Source organism: bacterium (assembly GCA_040757115.1).
Lineage (GTDB): Bacteria > UBA9089 > CG2-30-40-21 > CG2-30-40-21 > SBAY01 > JBFLXS01.
On record JBFLYA010000007.1, the window covers coordinates 15328 to 40160 of the forward strand.

The following is a 24833-nucleotide window of genomic DNA, read 5'->3' on the forward strand; positions in this document are numbered from 1 at the left end:
TTCTCCCTTTTCCCCATTTCTCCTTGTTTACACTTCTAATGTATAGCCCTGTAATGTATAGCCCTGAACGGTTACGATAGGTGAAAATGAAAAACTATAAAAATCTATTTGCCATATCCGTTATTTTTATCTTACCTATTATCTTCTTCTGGCGGATAATATTTTTAAATGAAACCTTATTTGTTGGAGATATAATTAGTCTAAATTATCCTTCACGGGTATTTGTTCGGGACTGCATTAGAGAAGGCATTCTTCCTTTGTGGTGTCCTTATATCTATTGTGGATTTCCTTTATTAGCCGAAGGACAGGCAGGTGTCTTCTACCCTTTAAACCTCATTTTATTTACCCTTCTTGAGCCAGTAACTGCCTTTAACTTGAGTGTCATCCTCCATTTTTCTCTGGCAGGGCTATTTATGTTTATGTATTTGAGGATAATTAAATGTGACCAATGGAGTGCTCTTCTTGCCGGGATTACATTTATGTTCAGTGGCGTATTTATAACCCACTTAATTTATTTTAATATGTTGACTATCTATGTCTGGTTGCCGTTAATCCTTTACCTGATTGAAATCTCATTTTTAAAAAAAGGCATAAGATACATAATTTTTATCGGTGTTATATTTGGGATGCAATTTTTAGGTGGTTACCCACAAGCCTCATTACAAATATTACTTGTTGTTACCGCATATCTTTTATTCAAAACCATTAAACTAAAAAGGTTAGTTATCATTTTTTTAATTGCATCCGGGATTTATGCAATTCAATTATTTCCGACTTATGAATTATTAAGAGAAAGTTACCGCAGTCAACCTATCCCTTATTATGAATGGGTATTAACCTCACTTTCTTTACCTCAACTTATTACCTTTATCCTGCCTGATTTCTTTGGTAATCCATTTAAAGGTATTTATGTTGGTGATTGGAATTACATTGACTTATGTGGCTATCTGGGGATTATCCCTCTAATCTTCGGAATAATGGCTATTAGTTTAAAAAGGGATAAATACACCTTTTTTTCCCTGGCAATATGCCTTTTAGGATTATTATTAGCCTTTGGAAAGTATAATCCACTTTATAATCTTTTGTATCATTTCCCGATAATAAGTTCAATCAGATATCCAGCACGATATTTATATCTATGGACATTTGGTATGTCTGTTTTGGCTGGTTTGGGATTCAATTATTTGCTTGAAAATCAATCTATAAAGAAACGGTTAGTTATTTTTACCTGTCTGTGTTTTAATTTGGTGAGTATCTTTTCGCTTATTTGGATTTATGGAGAAAAAGATATCCTATATTCAATAATGATAAAAGACTGGTTGTTATTTATGACATTAAGCACATTGAGTTTTAGTCTGCTTATTTTATACCTGAAATATAAAATTACCCGGTCAATATTTGCCTCATTAAGTATTGTTGTTTTGATAGTGAATATCTTTATATATTGGTCCGGATTTAATCCGACAGTGAAAAAATCAATTTTAACTTCTACCCCGCAGTCAGTCCGTTTCTTAAAAAAAGATAAGAGTCTTTATCGAATTATTACCTGGGACTGGAAGGAAAAATATAAAGACCCAATTGCCCGAAGTAATATTACTAAATTAAAGCCTTTTACAGAAGTAATAACACCAGTCAAAGAAAGCATCACTCCAAATCTTTCTTTATTATATAAAATATCATCGATTGATGGTTGGCTTCCCTTAAATTTAAGTCGATACATCGAATTTAGCCAAATATTAAATTTTAAGCTATTTTCTTTAATCAATGGTAAGTATATAATTACCTCTAAAGATACCCATATTCCTCATCCGTTGGTTTTTAGCAACGAGGCGATAAATATTTATGAAAATAAAACCTGTCTCCCAAGGGCATTTATTGTTCATCAGGCAAAGGTCATTAAAGATAAAGAAACTATTCTTCACACACTTAAAAGTGAGGATTTTTATCCCGGGGAATATGTTATCCTTGAGGAAGAAATAGACAAAAAAATATCACCTCAACTAAAGAATACCAAAGAGAAGGTCAAAATAACGAAATATTTCCCATTAGAGGTAAAAATAGAAGCAAGTTTATCCAGAGCAGGTTTTCTTGTTCTTACTGATACCTATTATCCTAACTGGGAGGTCTATGTAAATAATAAAAAAGAAAAAATTTATCGAGCAGATTTTTTATTTAGAGCCGTTCCTTTACCTGCAGGGAATTTTAGCCTCAGGTTTGTTTATAATCCTGTCTCTTTTAATCTTGGGGCAAAAATTACCGTTATCACCTTGATTTTTCTTGGCGGACTATATATCTTCGGAGATGTCTTGAACCCGGGCAAGCGTTCTCGATAGATTATAACACTTATTAATCGAAATTTGACATAGATATGGCTCTGAAATTCCAAATCACAAATTCCAAATTCCATTTAGTGAATTAGTGAATTAAGCGAATTAGCGAATTAGTAAAATCTAATCTCTAATTCACTAATCTCTAATTCGCTTTTTGGTATGTGGAATTTGGTGCTTATTTGAGATTTGGTGCTTGGGATTTGGGATTTTTTACTTATCCACTCTGAGTAAAATTTTGACTAATAACTGCTATAAGTAACCAATCTGCAATATTACTCAATATTTACAAAAATCTTGACATTTAACCTTAAAAGTGTTATATTTAATTTATAATGGAACAGGCATGGGATGTAGATGGTCATTTTAAACTTGAAACGAGAGGTTATGATGTTTTTCTAACTGTTTATCCTCCTATTGGTAAAGGGAGAAAAGTAGAATTAGATGATGTTTTATCCACAGTTAGCCAGTGGGAAGATGCGGCTGTAGATATTCAACTCATAAGTTCACTCATAGCTGAGGATAATGAAACCGAGGGTAAAATCGGTGAGATTCAAACCCGACCTAAAGTGAATCGGGTATTGGTAGAAGTTACCCATGATGAAATGAAGGCTTATTTGACCCTCAATCAAGAAGTAGATGAACGCGAGATAGAACGAGAATTAAGACGAAATGAGGTGTTTCATAATGTAAATCACGAACTGATTAGTTATCTATTAGAAAAAAAGGAGTTTGGTAAACCAACATTAATTGCTCAGGCTACTCCACCTGTCCACGGTGAAGATGCAAAATTAGAATATAAATTTAATCTGAATAATGAAATTCAACTAAAGGAAAAAGAAAATGGACGGGTAGATTTTAAGGAATTAGGAATTATCAATGTTGTTAATTCAGGACAAATATTAGTCATAAAAACACCTCCGACATTAGGTCTTCCAGGAATGACAGTTAAAGGTAATGAAATTTACGCTAAAAATGGGCTCGATATACCATTACCTCTGGGTAAAAATACAGAACTTTCTGAAGATGGGCTTAAACTCTTATCTAAAATTGATGGTCAGGTAGTAGTTCGGGATAATAAAATCCATATAGAACCTGTTTTTGAAGTAAAAGGAAATGTGGATTATTCCACAGGAAATATTGATTTCCCTGGTTCAGTATTTATTGCGGGTAGTATCCTTGATGGTTTTCGGGTTAAATGCGGTGGTAATATCGAGGTAGGTGGTTGTATTGAAAAGGCTTATGTCGAAGCTGAAGGAAATATTATTGTTGGTGAAGGAATAATTGGAAAAGATGAAGGTATTGTTAAAACCCCAAAAAATATCTATGCTAATTTCGTAGAACATGGCAATATAGAAGCAGGGGAAGATGTTATTGTTAATGAATCTATACGATACAGTCAGGTGGATGCTAAAAAGAAGGTTATTGTTCAGGGGAGGATAGGTGTAATTTTAGGTGGTAAAATACGCGCCGGAGAAGAAATAAATGTAAAAGTAATCGGCTCTGTTACTGGCACACCCACTATTGTTGAAACAGGTTCATTACCTTTATTAAGAGAAGAGGTAGAAAAGTTAAAACAGGAATTAATATCTGATGAAGAAAAATTCAAAGGTATAGAACAAGGAATAAAATATTTGTTTGATTTAAAAGAAAAAATGGGTAACAATTTCCCGGAAGATAAAGAAAAATTACTGGTGCAACATATCGAGGCAAAAAATACTTTAAAAGAAAAATTATATACAATGAGTATGGCGTTGCCTTTATTAGAAGCAGAAATACATCAAGCTAAAGAGGGAAAAATCTGTGCCTATAAAATCGTCTATCCGGGTGTAAAAATTTCAATCAGGTCAGTTAGTCTGGAAGTAGAAAATGAATATAGATTTGTTACTTTTACTGCGTTAGGTGGAAACATTAAAGTTGGACCTTATGAAGAACCTAAAGGGATACAAATTGTTAAAGAAGAACTCCCACGAGGAAGAATTATATTTGAACCAAAACAAGAAAAAGAGCGAGTCCCTAAACCAAAATTACCGGTGATTAAAGAATTAGAAGAACCACCGCCGCAAATAGCCAAACTTAAAATTAGACTTATTTCTGATGCGGTTAATGGTGTTAAACTCCAAAAATTAAAATTAGGAGATAAGGTTTATACCAAGATTTTAGATAAAAATGAATTAAAAGAGGTGCGAGATTTAATTACACTTAAGTCTGGTGGCGTTGTAGAAGCAACCATAGAAGAATTATTTGCCTTAGACCACGCAAGGTCTAAAATACTTGCAAGATTGGGGCCGGGAGTAACTGGCGAAACAATCGTTGCCAATAAATCAAAGGTAAAGGTACCAAAAAGAAAACTGCGGATATTTAAGTAATAGAGGAAAGATGGTGGGGTTAGACCTTGAAAGCAAAATTAACTTGATTAATTCTGCTTTCAAGGTGTAACCCGAATGCGCCTGTAGCTCAGTATGGACAGAGCAGCGGTTTCCTAAACCGCGTGTCGGAGGTTCGAGTCCTCTCAGGCGCACTTAAATATTTTAATATGATAATGAAAGCCTATCTTGATATTGAAACCTCTTATGGAGGTGAAATAACCGTAGTCGGTGTTCTTTTAGAGACGGGAAATTTCACCCAACTTATTGGAAATGAAATTACTTCATATTTTCTCTTGCAGATTTTAAAAGGAGTATCAACTATTTATACCTATAATGGCAGTAGGTTTGATTTACCTGTAATTAAGAAAAATATAGGGTTAGATTTAACTAAATATTTTGGCTCTTATGATCTGATGTTCGATTGCTGGCGACTGAATTTATACGGTGGATTAAAGAATGTCGAAAAAAAATTAAATATCCCGCGTAAATTAAAAGGAATTACGGGATATGAGGCAATGAAACTCTGGCATCTATATCAGAATTACGGTGATACCCACGCATTAGCACTATTACTCGCTTATAATCGGGAGGATGTAGAGAATTTAGTTGTTTTAGAAAAAAGGTTATTTGGTAACTGTTCAGCCATTGATTATAGCGGTTATTAACTGGAACTTTACATAGGATAATACCCATAAATAAGGCATGAGAATAATCGTTCCGTTAGGAACATAATATCGGTAGGAATAGATAGATAAATCAATCAGTTCCGTAGGAACGATATATTGGTAGAAAATTTGTGAAACATTTACCGATATATTGTCCTTATGGGACATTATTTGTATGATATTTATTTCTACCGATATGTTGTCCCTATGGGACATTAAATGAAGGATGAGGTAGAATTTTCACATTCTATTTTTTTCCACTTTATCATAAGAAATAGGGGAAGGCAAGCCAAATGGACATAATTGTCTAAAAATATAGAGAGTTATAGCACTAATTTGACATAGTGTAGTAATGGTTCACGCATAACTTGTTAATTCACTACGAGTAGTTACGAGTATTTAATTCTAAGTAAAGTTTTGAATAATAACTGCTATAACACTGATTAACACGGATGAATACAGAGGTCAGAAGACAGATGAGAAAGGGAGAAACGGAGAAGGAGAGGAGACACGAGGCACTATACCTGAATTTTCAGCCTTCAGCCTAATTACGGACACGGATTACGAATTTTCAGTGTTTCATCTGTGTGCATCCATGGCTGAATATAGTAGTCATTAACGAAAATTTCTCATAGAACAGATATAGCAACATGGTTGAGGGTTTATAGTTTATAGTTGATAGTTTCATAGACTATCAACCATCAACTATCAACAATACTAATGTGAACTTTTGGTTAATACTTACTATAGTTACAAAGGAAGATTTTGATGAAAGAAATTAATTTGCCTTTGAATAAAGAGATAGTTAACTCGCTAAAAGTAGGTGATGAGATATTACTTAATGGCTGGTTCTACACCGCCAGGGATAAGGCACATCAAAGATTGGTTAAGAGCCTGGAGAAAAAAGAAAAATTGCCAATTGATTTAAAAGATATAACTATTTATTACACAGGTCCTACAGCCGCAAAATCAGGAGAAATTATAGGTTCAGCCGGTCCGACGACCAGCTCTCGTATGGATGTATTCACACCAATACTTTTGAAAAATGGTGTGATTGGAACAATTGGCAAAGGAAAAAGGTCAAAAGAGGTTATTTCAGCAATGAAAGAATATGGTTGTATTTACTTTATTACGATTGGAGGAGCTGGAGCATGGCTATCACAAAAAATTACACAAGCAAAAGTAATTGCTTACCCTGATTTGGGAACAGAGGCAATATTTCAATTTAAAGTAAAGGATTTTCCGGTTATTGTTGCTATTGATTCACGAGGTAATTATATTTATCAGAACGGTCCACTGACTGAAAATTCAGCATATCTATCTTCACTACAAAAAGATAAATCAGAGTTTGGAGACATCAGTCAGATAATAACAGTTTTTTTTAACCAAAAGAAAGAACTTGCTTTGGCAAATAAACAACTTCAAGAAGCAAATCAGGCAAAGTCGCAATTCCTCGCCAATATGAGCCATGAACTCAGGACTCCTCTCAATTCCATCATCGGCTTCAGCGAGGTTTTATTAGAGGAGACCTTTGGTAGCCTCCAGGAAAAACAAAAAAAATATCTCTCTAATATCCTTACCAGTGGCAAACACCTGCTCATACTTATCAATGATATTTTAGACCTTTCCAGGGTAGAGGCAGGTAAGGTAGAACTTAAGATTGAGGAGATTCTACCCAAAGAGATATTCAATGAGTGCCAGACATTAATTAAGAATATGGCATCAAAGAAGGGTATCTCGCTTGACTTTAAGGTTGAAGGCATCTCAACCATAAAAGCAGACCCGGTCAGGTTTAAGCAAATAATGTATAATCTTCTCTCAAATGCGATTAAGTTCACACCGGAAAGAGGAAGGGTAGATGTCCTCGCAAGACCAGTAGACGAAATGGTGCAAATTTCTGTCCAGGATACAGGAATTGGAATTGCCAGGGAAGATCAAGAAAAGGTCTTTGAGGAATTTAAGCAAATAGATAGCAGTTATGCCAAGCAATATGCAGGGACAGGACTTGGTCTGCCCTTAACCAGAAAATTGGTAGAACTGCATGGAGGGAAAATCTGGTTAGAAAGCGAGCCTGGCAAGGGAAGCACCTTTACTTTTACCATACCCGAGAGGGTAGAGAGCAAACAGCAGGAAGCAGAATACAAAGTGCAGAAATTAGAAGATAAACCTACTATATTAGTCGTGGAAGATGAATCACAATCCAGGGAACTCTTGACCATTTATCTTGAAAAGGCAGGGTATCAGGTAGTTTATGCCGTAGATGGCGAAGAAGCTATCCGGAAGGCTAAAGAGATTAAGCCCTCTGCTATTACATTAGATCTTATCCTTCCCAAGAAAAGTGGTTTTGAAGTAGTGAAAGAATTAAAAAGCCTTCCTGAAACTAAAGAAATTCCTATAATCATTATCTCTATGACAGATAATAAAGAATTAGGATTTAGCCTTGGAGCATCTGATTATTTGTTAAAACCTGTAGATAAGAACGAATTACTCTTAAAATTGAAAAAACATAGCGTTATGAAAAAATGAAAGAGAAATATATTGCTTTCTCGCTATAAAAATTTCTTGCAATAATTTTCTGCGTATGCTATACTACAAATAGATAGTAAATAAAAAAAACATATATGGAGGGAAAAAATGGCAAAAGAAAAGATACTGGTTGTTGATGATGAACCATTGAATAGAGAATTGGCTAAAGACCTGCTTGAGGTGGCAGGTTATGTCGTTTTTGAGGCCGGTGATGCTCATGAGGCAATAGAGCTGGCAAACAAGGAGAGGTTTGACCTTGTCTTGATGGATGTTCAACTTCCTGGCATGGATGGACTTTCTGCCATAAACATAATCAAAGGAAATTCTATGAACAAAGATATGCCGATTGTAGCCTTGACTGCTTATGCCATGAAAGGAGATAAAGAAAGGATAGAATCAGCAGGTTGTGATGGGTATCTTACCAAACCTATTAATACTAAAGAATTTGCTCAAAGTGTTGCCGGGTTTTTGAGGGTTTAGAAGCAGAAAAGATTGAAGAATTTGTGTTGGAAAAGATAGATATTTCAGTTGAAGATATAAATAACTTTGTGGGCGAGGTTAAAATTATGGGAACGAGAAAATCAAAGGTTTTAGTAGTTGATGATGAAGAATTTAATCGGGATTTGCTTGAGGCTATTCTGGTCACGCAATATGAGGTCATTATGGCTTGTGATGGATATGAGGCACTGATAAAGGTTAATCAAGAGCCAATAGATATAATTTTATTAGATATTATGATGCCAGGATTAGATGGATATGAGGTCTGCAGGCAATTGAAGGAAAAAAAGGAGACAAGCTTCATTCCGATAGTAATGGTTACTGCATTAAGGGAGAAGGAAGATAGGATAAAGGGACTTGAGGCAGGAGCAGACGATTTTTTGACCAAACCCATAGACCGGGCTGAGGTTTTAGCCAGGGTAAAATCACTGCTTCGCATTAAGCATCTAAATGATGACTTAACCGAGATTAACGCCACTTTAGAACAGAGGGTGAAAAAACAAGCAGAGGAATTGTGGCGGACTACCGCTGAAAAAGAACGACTCCAGAAAGAATTAGAGATTGCACGAAATATCCAGATGAGTTTCTTGCCGCAGATTATTCCTCAGATAGAAGGATTTGAGTTAGCCGCTATTAGCATCCCGGCAAAGGAAGTTGGAGGCGACTTCTATGATTTTATCCCGATTACCGAAGATAGATGGGGATTAACCATAGGTGATGTCTCAGGAAAAGGTATTCCTGCGGCTTTGTTTATGGCATTATCAAAAACCGTTGTCAGAACTAATACCATAGCCAATCCTCAACTACTTGATGCCATAAGTAAGGTAAATGAATTTATAGCTGAAGAGGCTACGGCAAATACTATGTTTGTTACTTTGTTTTATGCTATCCTGGATACGAAGAAAAAGAATTTGCTTTACATTAATGCCGGACATAACCCACCCTTGCTTATTAGACAGGATGAGGTTGCAATCTTAGAAGGGAAAGGGATGGCACTTGGGGTCATTCCTGCGGTTGAGCTGGAAGAGAAGGAAATTTGGCTTAAAAAAGGTGATATGGTAGCCTTTTACACCGACGGCGCCACTGAGGCAATCAATGAACAAGAAGAACAATTTGGTGAGGAAAATTTGATACAGGTGCTTCGTGAGAATCAACAAATGTCAGCACAAGAAATTATTAACCGAGTTCAACAGGCAGTAACTATCTTTTCTGGGACTCAATCTCAGTTCGATGATATTACTTTGATGATTTTAAAGGTTGATTGAAGGAGAAACGCTCATGAACCGGGGGGTTCACAAATGAGGATGAAAATAGTCGGTAGGAGATAGAAGGTAGGATGTAAGGAGATAGGCGTGAGGAGTGATGTTTTCTTTACTTTCTACTTTCTACTCTCTACTTTCTACTTTCTATTTTCAGGAGGAAAGGAAAAAATATGCAGTCTCAAGATAAAGATTTTGCTTTATATACCTTGAATTACGCCACAAAATTGATTTACTCAGCTACAGATTTAAAAGGGCTGATAGAGGTGGCAATTGATATGTTTTTAGAACTGGCAGAAGCCAATTGCGGTTCTATAATATTACTTGACTCTCAGGATTCTAGTCTAAAAATAGCCGTGGTAAAACGCCAGTATTCAACCATTTATAATTACCCGGAGAAAAGATTAGAGCCTGCTCCCAAATTAATTTTAGAGGTAATTAATGAAACTAAACCTTATTTCACCAATAATCCCGCTCAATTTCAAAACATAGGCGATGATTCAGGAAAAGATGCAAACTCTTTACTCTGTATTCCATTACTTGGTCAGGAAAAGGCGATAGGAGTCGTCTGCCTTTACTCCCAATGCAATGAATACGACCAGGATACGATTAATCTTATTTCTACATTAGCCACACAGGTTGGTGTCAATATAGAGAATGTTCGATTATATAAGGAGTTGGAGGAATGGGCAAAAGTGCTTGAACTCCGCGTCGCAGAACGGACTAAGGAACTGGCAGAGGCAAACGAAGAATTAAGAAAAATAGACCAGGCTAAATCAGATTTCCTCTCTACCGCGGCACACGAATTGAAGACACCTATGACCTCAATCAAGGCTATTGCTCTGACATTGGTTAATAACCCTGATGAGGATATTGCTATCAGAACAGAATTTTTATCCCTTATTTCTTCAGAGGTTGACAGGTTGACCAGATTAATCAATGATATTCTGAATTTATCTAAAATAGAGGCGGGTATGCTGGAATGGGATATGAACCAAATATCTCTAAGAGATGTAATTAATCAGTCTATTACCAATATCAATCCAGTAGCCTGCCAGAAGAAGATAAAGATTCAAATGAATATACCAGAGGGATTACCAAACATCACTGGTGATTATGAGAGATTGATGCAGGTCGTGATTAATCTGCTTAGCAATGCCATTAAATTTACGCCAGAGGGAGGTGAGATAGAAGTAAGGATAAAATATAGACACCAACCCGAAGAAATATTGCAAGTAAGTGTAACTGATAGCGGAGTAGGTATCGCCAGGGAGGATTTAGAGAAGGTATTTGATAAATTTAAACAGGTAGGTGGTAAAAAAACACAGGGCACAGGACTGGGACTGACTATCTGTAAGCAGATTATAGAACATCATGGCGGAAAGATATGGGTGGAAAGTCAATTGGGGATGGGTGCAACATTCCATTTTACTATCCCGGTCAGGAATAATCCATAGATTTCACAGATGAAAGTAATGAAGTAATGGAGTGTTAATTTTAAATTCATTCCCCCATATTTCCATCACTTCACTACTCCATATTATAGTGCTTCACGAAATAAAAGTAAGTAATCGGTTAACTGGTAATTGGTAACTAATTACCATTCACCAATTACCAGTTACCAAAAAAAAGGAGGTGGAAAATATGCCTGTAGTAACAACAGAAAAGATTGATTTAGGTCGATTGTTAGTGGACTACAAACTGATGACACAAGAGCAACTCAAAGAAGCAGAAAAAGTAGTTGCAGAAAAAAATAGGGATATAAGGGAAGTTCTAAGAGAATTAAACTATGTGAATGAAGGAGGAATCAATTATGTTTTGAGTAGTTATCTTGACCTACCCTATGTCCATATCTCTCCTCAGATAGTTGACCCGGCAGTAGTCAAATCTATTCCCAGAGAGATACTGGAGAGGTATCGTATGGTACCTATTGTTTGTCTCGACCATGAAATAGAATTAGTTATGGCTGATCCAACTGATGTGGAGGCAATCAAAGAGGCAGAAGGTATTACTCAGTGTTCGGCAAAAATTTCTATTGGTCTGGCTGATGAGATTTTAGAGGTAATTGACCAGATTTTTGGGAAGGAATTAACTCAAATACCCAAACCACCGGAAGAAATTTTAGCCGATACCTCAGGAGTAGCCTTTGTTTATCATCACTTAACAGAGGCAGTAACCGAAGGCGTCAGCGAGCTCTATATTGAGCCGACCAGCACCCAGCTAAGGATACTTTACCGGATGAGGGATGGTAGGTTGGAGGAGAAAAAACCTCAACCTTTAAGCCTGTATCCAGGGATATGTGCTCGATTGAAGATAATGACTAACATCCCGGCTACCGGAAAAGAAAGCAATATCCTCACCAGAATTGGCGATAAAGAGGTGTATCTCCATACCTCTGTTTTATCCAGTATCAACGGTGATTGCTGGACAATCAAAATATTAGAAAGACAAAAACAAATCTTTAAATTGGAGGAATTAGGGTTTCAAAATGAGTTGATAGAGCAAATAAGAACAATAATTAATCAGCCTTCGGGCGTAATTATCGTTACCGGACCACCAGGGAGTGGTCGGACAGCAACCTGCTATTCACTTTTATCCGAGGTCAGAAATAAGCGTGTGGTAACTATTGAGGAGGCAACCTCTTATCAAAACGATGAATTTATCCAGCTCGAATCAAAGGCAGATTCAGGGCTAAAATCTGCCATTTCTTCTGGGGCTGATATAATAATGCTCGAAGATATGAGCCAGGAGTATGTCCTGAAACAGTGTTTCGATACTGCCTTAGCCGGGAAATTGATATTAGGTCAGATGTATCACCCATCTTGCTTTGACACCCTTGAGCAGTTAATCAAGGAGTTAGGTTCGACACTACTTGCAAATACCCTTTTAATGCTCATTGCCCGGAAAAAGGTTGTCGGGGCTGGAAAAGGTGTTAACTACCTCTATGAGGTGTTAATCTTTAATGAGCGGCTTAAAACCTTCCTGCGAGAGGGAGATTTAAAGAAGGTAAAAGAGGATGCAGAAAAGAGTGGATTTCGTTCCCTATCATCTCTCCTTAAAGAAAAAATGTCCGCAGGAACGATTAGTTTGAAGGAGGTGTTCTAAAATGAATCTGAAAGAATTACTTATGTTATGTAAAGAGAGGAATGCATCGGACCTTCATCTATCTTCAGATGCCCCGCCACTAATTCGGGTTGTTGGAAAATTAGAGAAGGTAAGTGATGAAAAGATAACTAAAGAAGAGATTCGCCAGACAATTTATTCTCTCCTTTCCGAGAGCCAAAAAGTTAGATTTGACAAAGAGCTGGAACTCGATTTTTCCATTGAATACCCTGAAATAGGTCGATTTCGAGTCAATGCCTATTCTCAAAGAAGAGGCGACTCATTGGCATTTAGACTTATTCCTACTAAGATTAAATCTATTCGGGAATTAGGATTACCTTTAGTATTAGAGAATTTTGCTCACGAGTCAAGAGGTCTAGTCCTGGTTACTGGAGTTACTGGTTGTGGCAAAAGCACGACATTAGCCGCGATGATTGACCTTATCAATCAGAAGAGAACTGAACATATCATTACTATTGAGGACCCGATAGAATATGTCTATGAGAATAAGAATTGTTTAATTGACCAACGAGAGATAGGCACAAATACCGGCTCTTTTTATGGGGCACTTAAAAATGCTTTAAGAGAGGACCCTGATGTTATCTTAGTTGGTGAGATGCGTGATTTGGAGACAATAGCTATGACCATAACCGCGGCGGAAACAGGTCATCTGGTCTTTGCGACATTACATACGGTTAACGCACCGCAGACTATAAATCGAATAATAGATGTTTTCCCTGCGGCACAACAAGACCAAATTAGAACACAATTATCCGAGGTCCTTTTAAGTGTCGTCTCGCAAACACTTATTCCAACCATTGATGAAAAAGAAAGGGTTTGTGCCGCTGAGGTAATGGTTACTACCTCGGCAATAAAAAATATGATTCGTGAAAGCAAAGTATTTCAAATACCTTCACTTATTCAGACAGGAAGAAAAGATGGTATGCAAACGATGGACCAGGCATTAGAGGCATTGGTTAATGAAACCAAAATCACTAAACAAGAAGCCATAAAACGCGCCTTTAACAAAAATATTTTTGATAGATATGGGTATGAATCAAGGTAAGAAGATACAGGTGGTAATTTACCGCAGAGACGCAGAGGAACAGAGAAGACATATAGAAATATTAACCAAAAGTTCACATTAGTATTGTTGAGGGTTGATGGTTGATGGTTGATAGTCTATGAAACTATCAACCATCAACCATCAACTATAAACTATCAACTATAAACTATAAACTATCAACTATCAACCATCAACCCTGTTGCTATATCTGTTCTATGAGAAATTTTCGTTAATAACTACTATAGAAATAAAAAGGAAAAAATAGTTAGCTGAAAAGGCTAATAAAATCAAGGGTAAGTTTTATCCGAGAGTGTTCGTAAGTAAAAAAGGAGGTGGGAAATATGAATAAGAAAGTACTTTTAACTGATGATGATGAAGTTATCCTCAAAATAGGGAAATTTAACCTGGAAAAGGCAGGTTATGAAGTTTTTACTGCCAGTAATGGACAGGATGCAGTAGAAAGAAGTAGAGACATTAAGCCAGATTTAATTATCCTGGATATAATGATGCCGATAATGGATGGCTACACCGCCTTGTTAAAGTTAAAGGGATACGAAGAGACCCGGGATATTCCGATAGTCATCCTTACTGCTCAAGAAGGGGATGTGTATAAAAAGATAAGTGGGGAAATGGGTGCCATAGAACATTTGAATAAACCATTCAATCCGAATGACTTGGTCGAAAAGGTTAATTCGATATTGAAGTGATATTGGGGTCAGACCGTGAATGTGGAATGCAAACCCGGTCTGACCCTAATTTCTGTCCCTACCATTCAAAGGTCTGCACCACAATTATCCCTTTTTTCTCTGCTTCAGTTATAAACCCAGTCGTAGCAAAATGGGCAATTAACAACCTTACTACATCTGCCTGGTATTCACCCTTTACCAATTCTACCTTCTCCTCCAAATCCGCAAATATCCCCTCCTTATCCTTCTTGCGTATTTCATCAAGCCTGAGTTGGACCTCACCAACCAGCATTATCTCTTTCCCATCCATCCTTCCCCTGCCAAATATATTTATTTCTTTTCCCCTAATCTTTGCACGAACCAATCTCTTCTCTATCTCTATCCCATACCTTTCCTTTAACAGGGCTGGAAGCATTCGGTAGGCTTCATTCTCAAATCCGTAGCTAACACTCTTTTGTAATCCCCCAAGCTCTACCCTTGTATCCTTTAATCCCTTAGCAAGCCCTCTTATCTCAAATGCCATCTTCTCTATCTCAATCTCTGTTCTCTTTTGTGCCTCAGCCAATTCTTTCTGTGCTACGGTTAATTCCTCTACCTTTATCTCTGTCCTTTTCTGTGCCTCAGCCAATTCCTTCTGTGCTAATGATAACTCCTTCTGTGCCGATGATAACTCCTTCTGTGCCTCAGCTAACTCCTTTACCTCAATCCCAATATCTCTCACTATTGTCTTAAGTTCAGAAAAGTCCTCTCGGGTAACATAATTTTCCCTTATCCGCTCATCAACTATCCTTACTATCTCTCTCTTTATTGGCTCTGTTATCCTAAAATCCGCCCGGCTCATTGTTTGTGTGTGCATAAATTACTCCTCCTGATTGTCTACGATATAAAAATTATAACATTACCTAAGATCTTTTGTCAACAGAAAATTATTTTGAAACGTAATGAGTCAGTGAAATGGGGGATTTTCCTGAAAGTAGGAAAGTAGGAAAGGGGGAGACATCGCCCCCAGAAGAGGAATACCGTGCACATCCTTTATCCCTTTCCTACTTACCTACTACCTACTTGCCTACTATTTTCATTGCTCTGTCCTCCGCAGGTTAATGTTCATTCCCTCAAATAACTGACGTATTATTTTGAAACTTACCTACATCTTTTAATCTTAAATTTTGTTATATCTATTAGGGAAAACCTAATAAATATTGTAAGCGTTCAGCCACAGAGGCACAAAGTTCACAGAGAATTAGGGAAATTAACCACATAAGGACACGATTAACCCCTAATATCCCATAATTTAAGTAATAGGTGGATTAAAAAGTTAAGATTTTTCTTCACAAAAAAAGATAATCCATCACATAAGGAAAAAATTTCGACCTGTGCGGTTAAATGTAAAATGGATAATGTAAAATGAGAAATGTAAAATGAAAATGTATAACTGAAAGGTAATGAGTTTTGCGAAGTTCTAAAATTTCCCATTTTTCATTTCCTATTTTACATTTTACATTTATTTTTCGTAAGCGTTCAGGTGGTGTAACAAAAGGAGATGTGGAGATTAAGGAGATAGGGAGATATTATTAAAAAAATTGAAATTAATAGAAACTAATAGAAATTTATGGAAATTTGTTGTTTTCCACAATCAATTTCTACCTATTTCTATAAATTTCAATCTATTTCTATTATCTTATCTCCATATCACTCTTATCTCCTTATCCCCTTTCTTACACTTTTGATATATAGCCTGAACGGTTACTAAATATTTACCTTTTAAGACTTATGGGTAAGTTTTCAGGAATATTAACTTGACAATTAACTCCCTTTTTTGATATAATTATTTTCAGGAAGAAGGTGAATAATATGATTTATCATACCATTGATTCTAAGTTCAAATTACAGATAGTTAAAGATTTCAAAATATAATACACATTTTTAAGAGGTAATTAAAAATGCCACAAAAGATATTAATTGTTGATGATGACCAAACAATTCGGAAAATAGGTGAGTATAATCTAAAAAAAGCAGGTTATGAAGTAATCACTGCCAACAATGGCGAGGAAGGAATAAGAAAGATTGAGACCGAAAAACCTGACCTGGTAATCCTGGATCTGATGATGCCTGTTATGGATGGATATGAGGTTTGTCAAAAGATTAAGGAAGATTGGTTAAGAAGTCATATCCCGATAATCATCTTATCGATTAAGAAGGATGTGGATGATAAAGTAAAAGGGTTAAGGGTTGGTGCAGATGACTACCTGGCAAAGCCTTTTGACCCGCAGGAGTTATTGGTAAGGGTAGAGGCAAATCTGCGCCGCATTAAACGGGATATGCAGGCTAACCCATTAACAGGCTTACCAGGGAATGTCCCGATTAATAACAAGATTACAGAGGTAATAAAACAAGGAAGAAGTTTTTGTATCCTTTATATTGACCTGGATTACTTTAAGGCATTTAATGATACCTATGGCTATGAGCGGGGAGATGAGGTTATCCAATTTACCTCCCAGACGATTATTCAAACCATAAGAGAGTTGGGAAATTCAACAGATTTTGTAGGTCATATAGGTGGTGATGATTTTGTTGTCCTGACTACACCGACTAAGGTTGATTCTATCTGTAATGAAATTATTAAAGCATTTGACATTGGTATTCTCAATTTCTATGATGAAGAAGATAGGGAAAGAGGTTTTCTTCTCTGTCCAGACCGTAAAGGACAACCAAATAAATTTCCATTAATCTCTATCTCGATTGCCTGTGTAACTAATGAGCAGAACAAATTTACGCATCTGGGTGAGATAAGTGCCGCGGCGGCTGAAATGAAAAAATACGCTAAATCTATCGCCGGTAGTAGCTATGTCAAAGATAGAAGAAAAATGTTAAATTTCAAGACTACGGCTAAATTGGAAAATTTACCTTTGATGAGTAACTTTATTAATCAAGCAACACAAAAATTTGGGCTGGATAAGGATACAGGATTTGATATTCAAGTTGCTGTTGAAGAGGCGTGTGAAAATATAGTTGAACATAGCTACCCAAAAGGTAGTGAAGGCTCTATTGAGATTAATTGTGAATACAAAGATAATAATTTTATCGTTAAAATCAAGGATTATGGTCAATCATTTGACCCCAATACCATTCCTGAACCGAATTTAGAGGCTAAATTAGAAGACCGAACTACAGGTGGATTAGGTATCTACTTTATGAAAAGATTGATGGATGAAATCAATTACTATTTTGACCCGAAAGAAGGCAATGAACTGATAATGGTCAAAAGATTAAATGCAAAAAGGTAATCGATTATGGGTAATACTGAGTACCGGTTACCAATTATAAACTACAAGGAGGAAAAGATATGAAGGTAGAAATTAAAGGAATTCAGGAAATTACCGTAATGAATCTTACTGGTCGAATAGATGCCGCTACGGCTCCCCAATTAGAAGAAGAATGGCATAACCTTATGACACAGGAAAAGAACAAGGTGGTCATTAACTTTAAAAGGGTTGATTATATCTCCAGCGGCGGATTACGGGTGCTATTACTTGTGGCTAAAGAGATGAAGGCTCGAGATGGAATTTTAAGGTTTTGTCATTTAGACCCCAATGTCTATAAAATCTTCAAATTGGCGGGCTTTACCTCTATCTTTAATATCTACGAGACAGAAGAAGAGGCAGTCCGGGATATTTAGTGTTCTGACAAGGAAATTGAGAGATGATAGAAATTAAGGACATTATTCAAGCCGTTGAATCTATCATTGAAGGAAAGACTAATTCAATTAATCTTTCGGCTCAAGGTGAGGCAGGAGAACTAATCTGTGCTCTAAATAAAATGCTTTCTTCATTGCAAACAAAAAATATCGAAGTTGAGGAAAGATTAAATGAAAAACTCCTTTCCTTGTATGAGTTAAATTACGCCACTAAGATGATAAGTTTCACTATGGAGATGAAGGAATTATTGGACATCTCCATTGATATGATTAGTGATTTAGCTCGGGTAGAGAAGGCTTCGATTATGCTGATTAATCCCAGAAACCGAGAATTGGTAGTAGAGATTGTCAAAGAAAGTGGAAAGATTATCTATCCAGAAACAGTTTTAAGACCACCACACCAAATTCTTTCTGAAGTTATTAATGAAGGCAAGGTTTATCTTTCCTATGAGCAGTTTGAAGATTTAGGGGATGGATTAATTAATGAGATAACTTCTTTTCTTTCTTTTCCCATAATGGGCAAGGAACAAGTTTTAGGGGTAGTTAATCTTTACAATTGTCTAAACAAGAAGGAATTCAGCCAGGATGAGATGAATCTAATCTCTACTTTAATCTCCCAGGTGGGTATTTCTATTGAAAATGCCCGGTTATTTATCAGGATAAAAGAACTCTTCTGGGACACCGTGAGGGCTTTAGCCTCAACCATAGATGCCAAAGACCCATATACTTATGGTCATTCGGAAAGGGTAGCAGAATATTCAGTAGAGATTGCTAAAAGATTAGGATGGAGTGTGCAAGAACAAGAGGAGGTGCAATTAGCCGGGCTTTTACATGATATTGGAAAAATTGGCATACCAGATGATATTCTTCACAAACCCGGTGGTCTGGATGACAAAGAATTCGAAAAGATAAAACTCCATCCCCTCAAAGGTAGCAAAATTATGGAGCATATCAGTCAACTGGAAAAAGTCCTTCCCGGGATGAAACATCATCACGAACGATTCTGTGGAGGTGGGTATCCAGATAATTTAAAGGGTGATGAAGTTCCTTTAATCGGCAGGATAATCTGTGTGGCAGATGCCTATGATGCTATGACCTCAAATCGTGCCTATCGAAATAAAATGACTACTCAGGAGGCTTTATCGAGAATAAAAAATGCCTCAGGCACACAATTTGACCCGCAAGTTGTGGAGGCATTTTTGAAAGTAGTTGGGGGGGGAGGGGGTTGTTATATGAAATTGACACGGCGTGAATTTTTTAAGAAAATCTCAATATTAAGTTTAGCCTTAGCCAGTTGTCCTCTTTTGCCTAAAATTGGGTCTGGTGCAGAAATTTCAGGTAGAAAAGGCTACATTTCACCCCGGGAAGCACGAAATTATTTAGTATTAGAAGATGGTGTGGTGCAGTGTCAAAATTGTCCACGAAGGTGCACGCTTGGTCCGGGACAAAGGAGTTTTTGCAGGGTAAGAGAGAATCAAAATGGGAAATTAATGACGCTTGTCTATGGAAATCCGTGTGCGGTTCATATTGACCCAATCGAGAAAAAACCTTTCTTCCATTTTTTGCCAGGAACATCAGTTTTTTCATTAGCCACGGCAGGTTGCAATTTACGATGTCAATTCTGTCAAAATTGGCAAATCTCACAAGCAACGCCTGAGGAAACAATAAATTTCCCTCTTAGCCCGGAATTAATCGTTCAAGCAACATTATCGGAAAAATGTCCTTCGCTGGCATTTACTTATACCGAACCAAGTGTCTTTTTCGAGTATATGCTGGATACCTGTAAATTAGCCAGAAAACAAAAAATAATGACTACTTATCATTCAAATGGATTTATTAATCCCACTCCATTGAAAGAGTTATGTAAATATTTGAATGCGGCGTGTATTGACTTGAAAGGATTTACAAATGAATATTATCAACAGATGTCTTCAGCCTGGATTGCCCCGGTCAAAAATACTCTCGAAACCCTTAAAAAAAATAATATTCATCTTGAGATTGTAACTTTAGTTGTGCCAAATAAAAATGATGATTTAGAGATAAATGAAAAGATGTGTAAATGGATTAAAGAAGAATTAGGAGATGATGTCCCGTTACATTTTTCCCGTTTTTATCCACATTATAAATTAGAACATCTACCGCCAACACCTGTCCACAAATTAGAAACACTTCGCCAGGTAGCTTTTTCTGCCGGATTAAAATATGTCTATATTGGCAATGTCCCCGGTCATCCCGGAGAAAATACCCATTGTCCCAAATGTTCTAAAATAATAATAAAAAGGTTTGGGTTTAAAATCATTGAGAATAATCTTGCGGAGGGCAAATGTAAATTCTGTAAGCAACCAATCTCTGGAAAATGGTAACCGTTCAGGATATAGCCACAGAGTCACAGAGAACACAGAGGGAATATAGCAGTTATTAGTCAAAATTTTACTCAGAGTGGATAAGGGAAAAATCCCAAATCCCAAGCACCAAATCTCAAATAAGCACCAAATTTCAAGTAATAAATACCAAACTATGGGGGGTAATGTTTTGAATTTTGGTCATTCGAATTTGTTTGGAATTTGGAATTTGTGATTTGGAATTTCATAACCATATCTATGTCAAATTTCGATTAATAAATGCTATAATTCGTGTCCATTTGTGGCTAATTTCTCTAATTCTCTGTGAACTCTGTGCCTCTGTGGCTGAACGGTTACTAAAAATGAGGTGATTAAAGATTAATATAATCCAAAAACTAACTCTAAAACTAACAAAAAAAGACCGGATGGACCTGACAGAAATCTTCAGGATAAAAGCAGTGCTTCCTTTTGTAAAAGGAAGATTACTTGACATTGGTTGTGGTTATAATAATCTTGTTAAAAAATATAAGGGAGAAGGAGTAGGGGTTGATGTTTTTAATTGGGGAGAAAGACCGGATTATGTTGTTGAACGAACTGATTGCTTACCATTCGAAGATGAAACATTCGATACCATAACTTTTCTTGCATGTTTAAATCATATTCCGTATCGTGTATCAGTTTTGAAGGAAGCACGGCGGATATTGAAAAAGGATGGGAGAATAATTATCACAATGATAGCCCCTTTAATTGGAAAGATAGCACATTTGATAGAAATCAAGGATGAATTAATGAGGGGTGAAATACATCAAAATGAGACACCTGGCTTAAGTCTTCAGGACCTTAAAGCAATCTTCAAAGAAGCAAATTTGATTATTGAAAAAACTAAATCATTTGAATTCGGTTTAAATAAAATTTATCTCTTAAAAAAACAGTTTAACTTTTAACTTCCGCGGTAATGGGATAACACCCGTTATTCCTTTTTTTCCAGATATGCCTTTAGCGGTCCTGCATCGGTTTTTACTTCAATCTTAACCGGTAGATGTGTTTTATTTGTTGTGAACCAGACGATAATATCTGGTCCAGCTATTACCTTTAAAGTTTTAAACCTTCCCGCCGGGGTAGAGAGCATTTCTTCTTTTACTATATTTACTTTAATCTTTTCTACTTCATCTGAAGTTAATAAACTTAAAAGATATGAATTACCTATTTTCAAATCTTGATTCCGTAGATAATAAATTAAAGAAAGAAAATCTCTGGTATTTGGAACTATATCAATAGTTCGAGTTATATCCGTATGTTGACTGAAAACAACTGCCTTTTGATTTATGTGGTCAAATGTGGAGATATAATGTTTATGATATTTTTTGCGGTTAATATCCTTTATTGTCAGCACTGGAAGTAAAGTTGAGGTTTGCACCCAGCTATCTATTTGTTCAGATAGGTAGTAATAATGTGAAAAAAAAGGATTAGATTTAATTGTAGAGCGAAGATGATAAGTTTGCTGAGTATTTATCTCCTCGATTCCTATAACCTCATCTATTTGACTGCCTATTTTAAATCCAAATAGCCGAACCTCATAGGTAAGTTTGTCGCTTGTTCCAAATGGCAATTCCTCAGCACATATCGTTGTTCTGATAAAAATAAATATGATTATAAAAAATATCCTTCGCATTTTTTAATATCCCTCTGATAATCTGTCAATCAGGAGTGTGGGTAAAACTTCTTTTCTCATTAGTTCTTGTGTTTTTCGGATATCATAAGGAATTTTATGTATCGTGATTTCTTTAGTCTTTGTATCAAATATGCCAAAACTTGCTCTCGGGTCACCGTCTCTTGGTTGTCCTACTGCTCCAACATTAACGATTAATTTCTCATCAGACAAAATTCTAATTGTATCTGTATCACCAAGTCTAATAGAATAAATTGGGTAATATTCTTTATAAACAAATAGGTATGGATGATGGGTATGTCCTACTAATAAAAGATTACTCTTTTTTAATAACCTGAAGTTTTTAGCGGCTTCTTTAATCCCACTAATATACTCATCTGTATAATCATTTAAACTGCCATGAACCATAATAAAATCTTTTTCTTCGATGATTTCTGGTAATGAGGCTAAATATTCTTTATTCTCTTTAGTTAAAGTATCCATAGTCCAGATAATCGCTCTTTGGGCATATTCATTAAACCAGGAGGTATCCTTCCAACCAATGCAGGCTAAATCATGATTACCAACAACCACCTTCAATCCTGAAAGATTTCTTATTTCCTGAATGCACTCATTTGGAAGAGGTCCGTAACCAACAATATCTCCCAGACAGATTATTTGGTCAACATCTTTCAATTCATTAAGGACTACCTTTAAAGCCTCTAAATTACTATGAATATCCGAAATAATTCCATATTTCATAAAATTATTCCACCACCCGAGCCCCGAGTCCCGGACCCCGAGCCCCGTTTTCTTCGTCGCAATCCCTTATTCATCAGGTCGATTTGCAGAGAGCAGAAGGCAGAGAGCAGAGAGCAGAAGGCAGAGAGCAGAGAGCAGATTATTATTGGCAAAACTTCTCAGGTTGTTTCAACATTCCATTAAGCATCTTTCCAATTTCTTCATAGCCTTGAGTCCAATATTTGTAAATCTCCGCATTGATATATTTACAACTTGAAGAAAAATCTATCCATACCTGGGTCTCGCTACCTTCAGCATCAGCATCTGTCAATTTATTAGTGAAGTATTTGGGGTATCTTCTTTTTCTCCATGCTTCTGCTATAGATGTACAAACAGACCGTGATGAGCGTCGCATTTGGTCAATAAGTGAATACTTTTCTTCCTTAGGGAAACTTTTTGTTTGTTCAAATATTTCCATTGCTAATTGATATGCTAATTGATATACTTTCAAGTCTTTATAGCTTTCAATTCTCATTATATCATTTTGCTCCTTCCTTCTGCCCTCTGCCCTCTGCTCTCTGCTCTCTGCCCTCTGCCTTCTGCCCTCTGCCCTCTGCCTTCTGCCCTCTGCTCTCTGCCCTCTGCTCTCTAAAAAAACAATCCCTTATTCATCAGGTATTAGATTCGATACGTCCCCAGTGTTTGCAAGTAATTAGAAAGCGTGGATTTGAATTTTAGAAATATATCTTCTATGTTTTTAATACCCTCTTGCATCCTATCCCATTCCAATTGAAAACCATATCCGTGATATACAACATGTCTGAATTTGCGAAAAGGTGCAAAGGCTAAAGATAGAGAGTCATCAAACAAAACTGGTAAAGGGACATAGGAAGGTGCACAAAATCGTTTAAATAAGTCAGTATGCCAGTTACTACCAGTTGGCAATGGAATAGAATAAAAGTGACTAATTCGTTTGAGGATATTTTCTATACCTCCATAAAACTGAGCAAGAAAAGCACCCGCAGCGGTTTTTTCACGAACAGTTGGTTCCCTTTTAGATATATCATCGCGTAAAGATAAAAGTTCTCACAGAATTGACTCAATCAATTCAAGTTCAATGTTGATTTCTTCACGAAGTTCTTCATCTGTCATAGTAAAACTTTCCCTTTTGTTTCAATATACCTTGTAAACCGTGTTGGCGGACTTAATGGAACTATATCCAAAGGTGTTTCTAACTCCTCTTCAAGTTTTGCCGCCAATTCATAAATCTTCCATCCTGTTACTCCCTCACAAGCCAAATCAATATCTCTCGTCTCTAATGGCATTTCCAGCGCACTGCCAAAAAGAATCAATCGTGTAGCACCATATATTTTAGCCAAAGAGACTATCTTTTCAATTTGTCCTTGATTTATTGCCACCTTTATTACCTCCTTCTTTGCTTTCTGTATAACAGCCTTTCACGAAATTCATAACTCCTTGATTAACAAGAAGTTACAAATACGCTTTTTTCTTATTGCCCTCCTACTATATAACTCCTTGATTTCAAAAGAGTTGCAAATGTCAATTTCTTGCTTTTTCTTGATTTTCACCCTTTTTAAATAGGGGTGGAGGGCAATTTTACTTTTTCCCCTCTACCCAGAGGGAGGCTAGACTTACCCCGGGGTTCCAGGCAATTCCCCCTTAATAAAGGGGGTTAGGGGGTTGTGATTGTTCAATCCATCCTTCAATTGCCCTTAAAACATTGTCTATATCTTTCTTTACATCACTATCATTGAATCTTATGAGAGTTAAACCCATAGACTTTAATTTCCATCCCCCTTAATAAAGGGGGCATAGGGGGTTGTTTCTTTCCATATCGTACTCAAATCTACTCTCGTTGTGGGTTTCTCCATCAATTTCAATTATCAGTT

General features: G+C 36.4%; 22 protein-coding genes and 1 tRNA gene. 16 read left to right on the forward strand and 7 right to left on the reverse strand.

The annotated features are described in order from the left end of the window. The first annotated feature begins 86 nt into the window (after window positions 1–86). The 4 genes from AB1422_01100 (at window position 87) to AB1422_01115 (ending at window position 5361) form a co-directional block, all read left to right on the forward strand. Window positions 87–2333 (forward strand): YfhO family protein, encoded by a 2247-nt coding sequence (locus AB1422_01100; GenBank protein MEW6617943.1) that lies wholly within the window; start codon window positions 87–89, stop codon window positions 2331–2333. Between the two features lie 329 nt (window positions 2334–2662). Continuing rightward, window positions 2663–4696 carry a FapA family protein gene (locus tag AB1422_01105; GenBank protein ID MEW6617944.1) on the forward strand — a complete coding sequence of 678 codons (2034 nt, stop codon included), beginning with the start codon at window positions 2663–2665 and terminating at the stop codon, window positions 4694–4696. A 77-nt stretch (window positions 4697–4773) separates the two neighbouring features. Further along, window positions 4774–4848: transfer RNA gene (locus AB1422_01110), tRNA-Arg, on the forward strand. Between the two features lie 21 nt (window positions 4849–4869). Beyond that, complete coding sequence (locus tag AB1422_01115) at window positions 4870–5361, forward strand: ribonuclease H-like domain-containing protein (protein MEW6617945.1); 492 nt, start codon at window positions 4870–4872, stop codon at window positions 5359–5361. Here the strand turns inward: AB1422_01115 and AB1422_01120 are convergent. Further along, window positions 5335–5529 carry a hypothetical protein gene (locus AB1422_01120; GenBank protein MEW6617946.1) on the reverse strand — a complete coding sequence of 65 codons (195 nt, stop codon included), beginning with the start codon at window positions 5527–5529 and terminating at the stop codon, window positions 5335–5337. The two genes, AB1422_01115 and AB1422_01120, sit on opposite strands and share 27 nt — an antisense overlap. A gap of 600 nt (window positions 5530–6129) precedes the next feature. On the opposite strand from AB1422_01120, the gene AB1422_01125 reads away from it, so the two are divergent. The 7 genes from AB1422_01125 (at window position 6130) to AB1422_01155 (ending at window position 14519) form a co-directional block, all read left to right on the forward strand. Next, window positions 6130–7887, forward strand: a complete 1758-nt coding sequence (locus tag AB1422_01125; GenBank protein MEW6617947.1) for a FumA C-terminus/TtdB family hydratase beta subunit — start codon at window positions 6130–6132, stop codon at window positions 7885–7887. Between the two features lie 108 nt (window positions 7888–7995). Beyond that, window positions 7996–8367 carry a response regulator gene (locus AB1422_01130; GenBank protein MEW6617948.1) on the forward strand — a complete coding sequence of 124 codons (372 nt, stop codon included), beginning with the start codon at window positions 7996–7998 and terminating at the stop codon, window positions 8365–8367. 26 nt (window positions 8368–8393) lie between these two features. Next, on the forward strand, window positions 8394–9650 hold the full coding sequence (locus AB1422_01135) for a SpoIIE family protein phosphatase (protein ID MEW6617949.1): 1257 nt from the start codon (window positions 8394–8396) through the stop codon (window positions 9648–9650). 167 nt (window positions 9651–9817) lie between these two features. Then, a complete protein-coding gene (locus tag AB1422_01140; protein ID MEW6617950.1) occupies window positions 9818–11101 on the forward strand; it encodes a GAF domain-containing sensor histidine kinase in 1284 nt (427 codons plus the stop codon). 187 nt (window positions 11102–11288) lie between these two features. Then, window positions 11289–12749 carry an ATPase, T2SS/T4P/T4SS family gene (locus AB1422_01145; GenBank protein MEW6617951.1) on the forward strand — a complete coding sequence of 487 codons (1461 nt, stop codon included), beginning with the start codon at window positions 11289–11291 and terminating at the stop codon, window positions 12747–12749. A 1-nt stretch (window position 12750) separates the two neighbouring features. After that, a complete protein-coding gene (locus AB1422_01150; GenBank protein MEW6617952.1) occupies window positions 12751–13812 on the forward strand; it encodes a type IV pilus twitching motility protein PilT in 1062 nt (353 codons plus the stop codon). A gap of 341 nt (window positions 13813–14153) precedes the next feature. Further along, the gene (locus tag AB1422_01155) at window positions 14154–14519 is read left to right on the forward strand and encodes a response regulator (protein ID MEW6617953.1); all 366 of its coding nucleotides are present in this window, start codon (window positions 14154–14156) and stop codon (window positions 14517–14519) included. Between the two features lie 58 nt (window positions 14520–14577). Here AB1422_01155 and AB1422_01160 read toward each other — a convergent pair whose 3' ends face one another. Continuing rightward, complete coding sequence (locus AB1422_01160; protein MEW6617954.1) at window positions 14578–15354, reverse strand: hypothetical protein; 777 nt, start codon at window positions 15352–15354, stop codon at window positions 14578–14580. A gap of 753 nt (window positions 15355–16107) precedes the next feature. Between AB1422_01160 and AB1422_01165 the strand changes: the two genes are divergently transcribed. From AB1422_01165 to AB1422_01185, 5 genes are all read left to right on the forward strand, one after another. Then, window positions 16108–16248 (forward strand): hypothetical protein, encoded by a 141-nt coding sequence (locus AB1422_01165; protein ID MEW6617955.1) that lies wholly within the window; start codon window positions 16108–16110, stop codon window positions 16246–16248. Window positions 16249–16438: 190 nt separating this feature from the next. Beyond that, on the forward strand, window positions 16439–17782 hold the full coding sequence (locus AB1422_01170; protein MEW6617956.1) for a response regulator: 1344 nt from the start codon (window positions 16439–16441) through the stop codon (window positions 17780–17782). A gap of 59 nt (window positions 17783–17841) precedes the next feature. Next, the gene (locus tag AB1422_01175) at window positions 17842–18174 is read left to right on the forward strand and encodes an STAS domain-containing protein (protein MEW6617957.1); all 333 of its coding nucleotides are present in this window, start codon (window positions 17842–17844) and stop codon (window positions 18172–18174) included. 23 nt (window positions 18175–18197) lie between these two features. Continuing rightward, a complete protein-coding gene (gene amrS / locus AB1422_01180; GenBank protein MEW6617958.1) occupies window positions 18198–20555 on the forward strand; it encodes an AmmeMemoRadiSam system radical SAM enzyme in 2358 nt (785 codons plus the stop codon). A gap of 404 nt (window positions 20556–20959) precedes the next feature. Next, a complete protein-coding gene (locus AB1422_01185) occupies window positions 20960–21478 on the forward strand; it encodes a methyltransferase domain-containing protein (protein MEW6617959.1) in 519 nt (172 codons plus the stop codon). A 26-nt stretch (window positions 21479–21504) separates the two neighbouring features. Here the strand turns inward: AB1422_01185 and AB1422_01190 are convergent, their stop codons facing one another. The 5 genes from AB1422_01190 to AB1422_01210 form a co-directional block, all read right to left on the reverse strand. After that, on the reverse strand, window positions 21505–22206 hold the full coding sequence (locus tag AB1422_01190) for a DUF3108 domain-containing protein (protein MEW6617960.1): 702 nt from the start codon (window positions 22204–22206) through the stop codon (window positions 21505–21507). Between the two features lie 3 nt (window positions 22207–22209). Next, window positions 22210–22944, reverse strand: coding sequence for a metallophosphoesterase family protein (locus AB1422_01195; protein MEW6617961.1), 735 nt, complete (start codon window positions 22942–22944; stop codon window positions 22210–22212). Window positions 22945–23086: 142 nt separating this feature from the next. Beyond that, window positions 23087–23458: a four helix bundle protein gene (locus AB1422_01200; GenBank protein MEW6617962.1), complete on the reverse strand. Its 372-nt coding sequence runs from the start codon at window positions 23456–23458 to the stop codon at window positions 23087–23089. Between the two features lie 143 nt (window positions 23459–23601). After that, entirely contained in the window at window positions 23602–23985 is a 384-nt protein-coding gene (locus tag AB1422_01205) for a hypothetical protein (protein MEW6617963.1), read from the reverse strand. 86 nt (window positions 23986–24071) lie between these two features. Next, window positions 24072–24341 (reverse strand): DNA polymerase III subunit beta, encoded by a 270-nt coding sequence (locus AB1422_01210; GenBank protein MEW6617964.1) that lies wholly within the window; start codon window positions 24339–24341, stop codon window positions 24072–24074. Window positions 24342–24833: the final 492 nt, after the last annotated feature.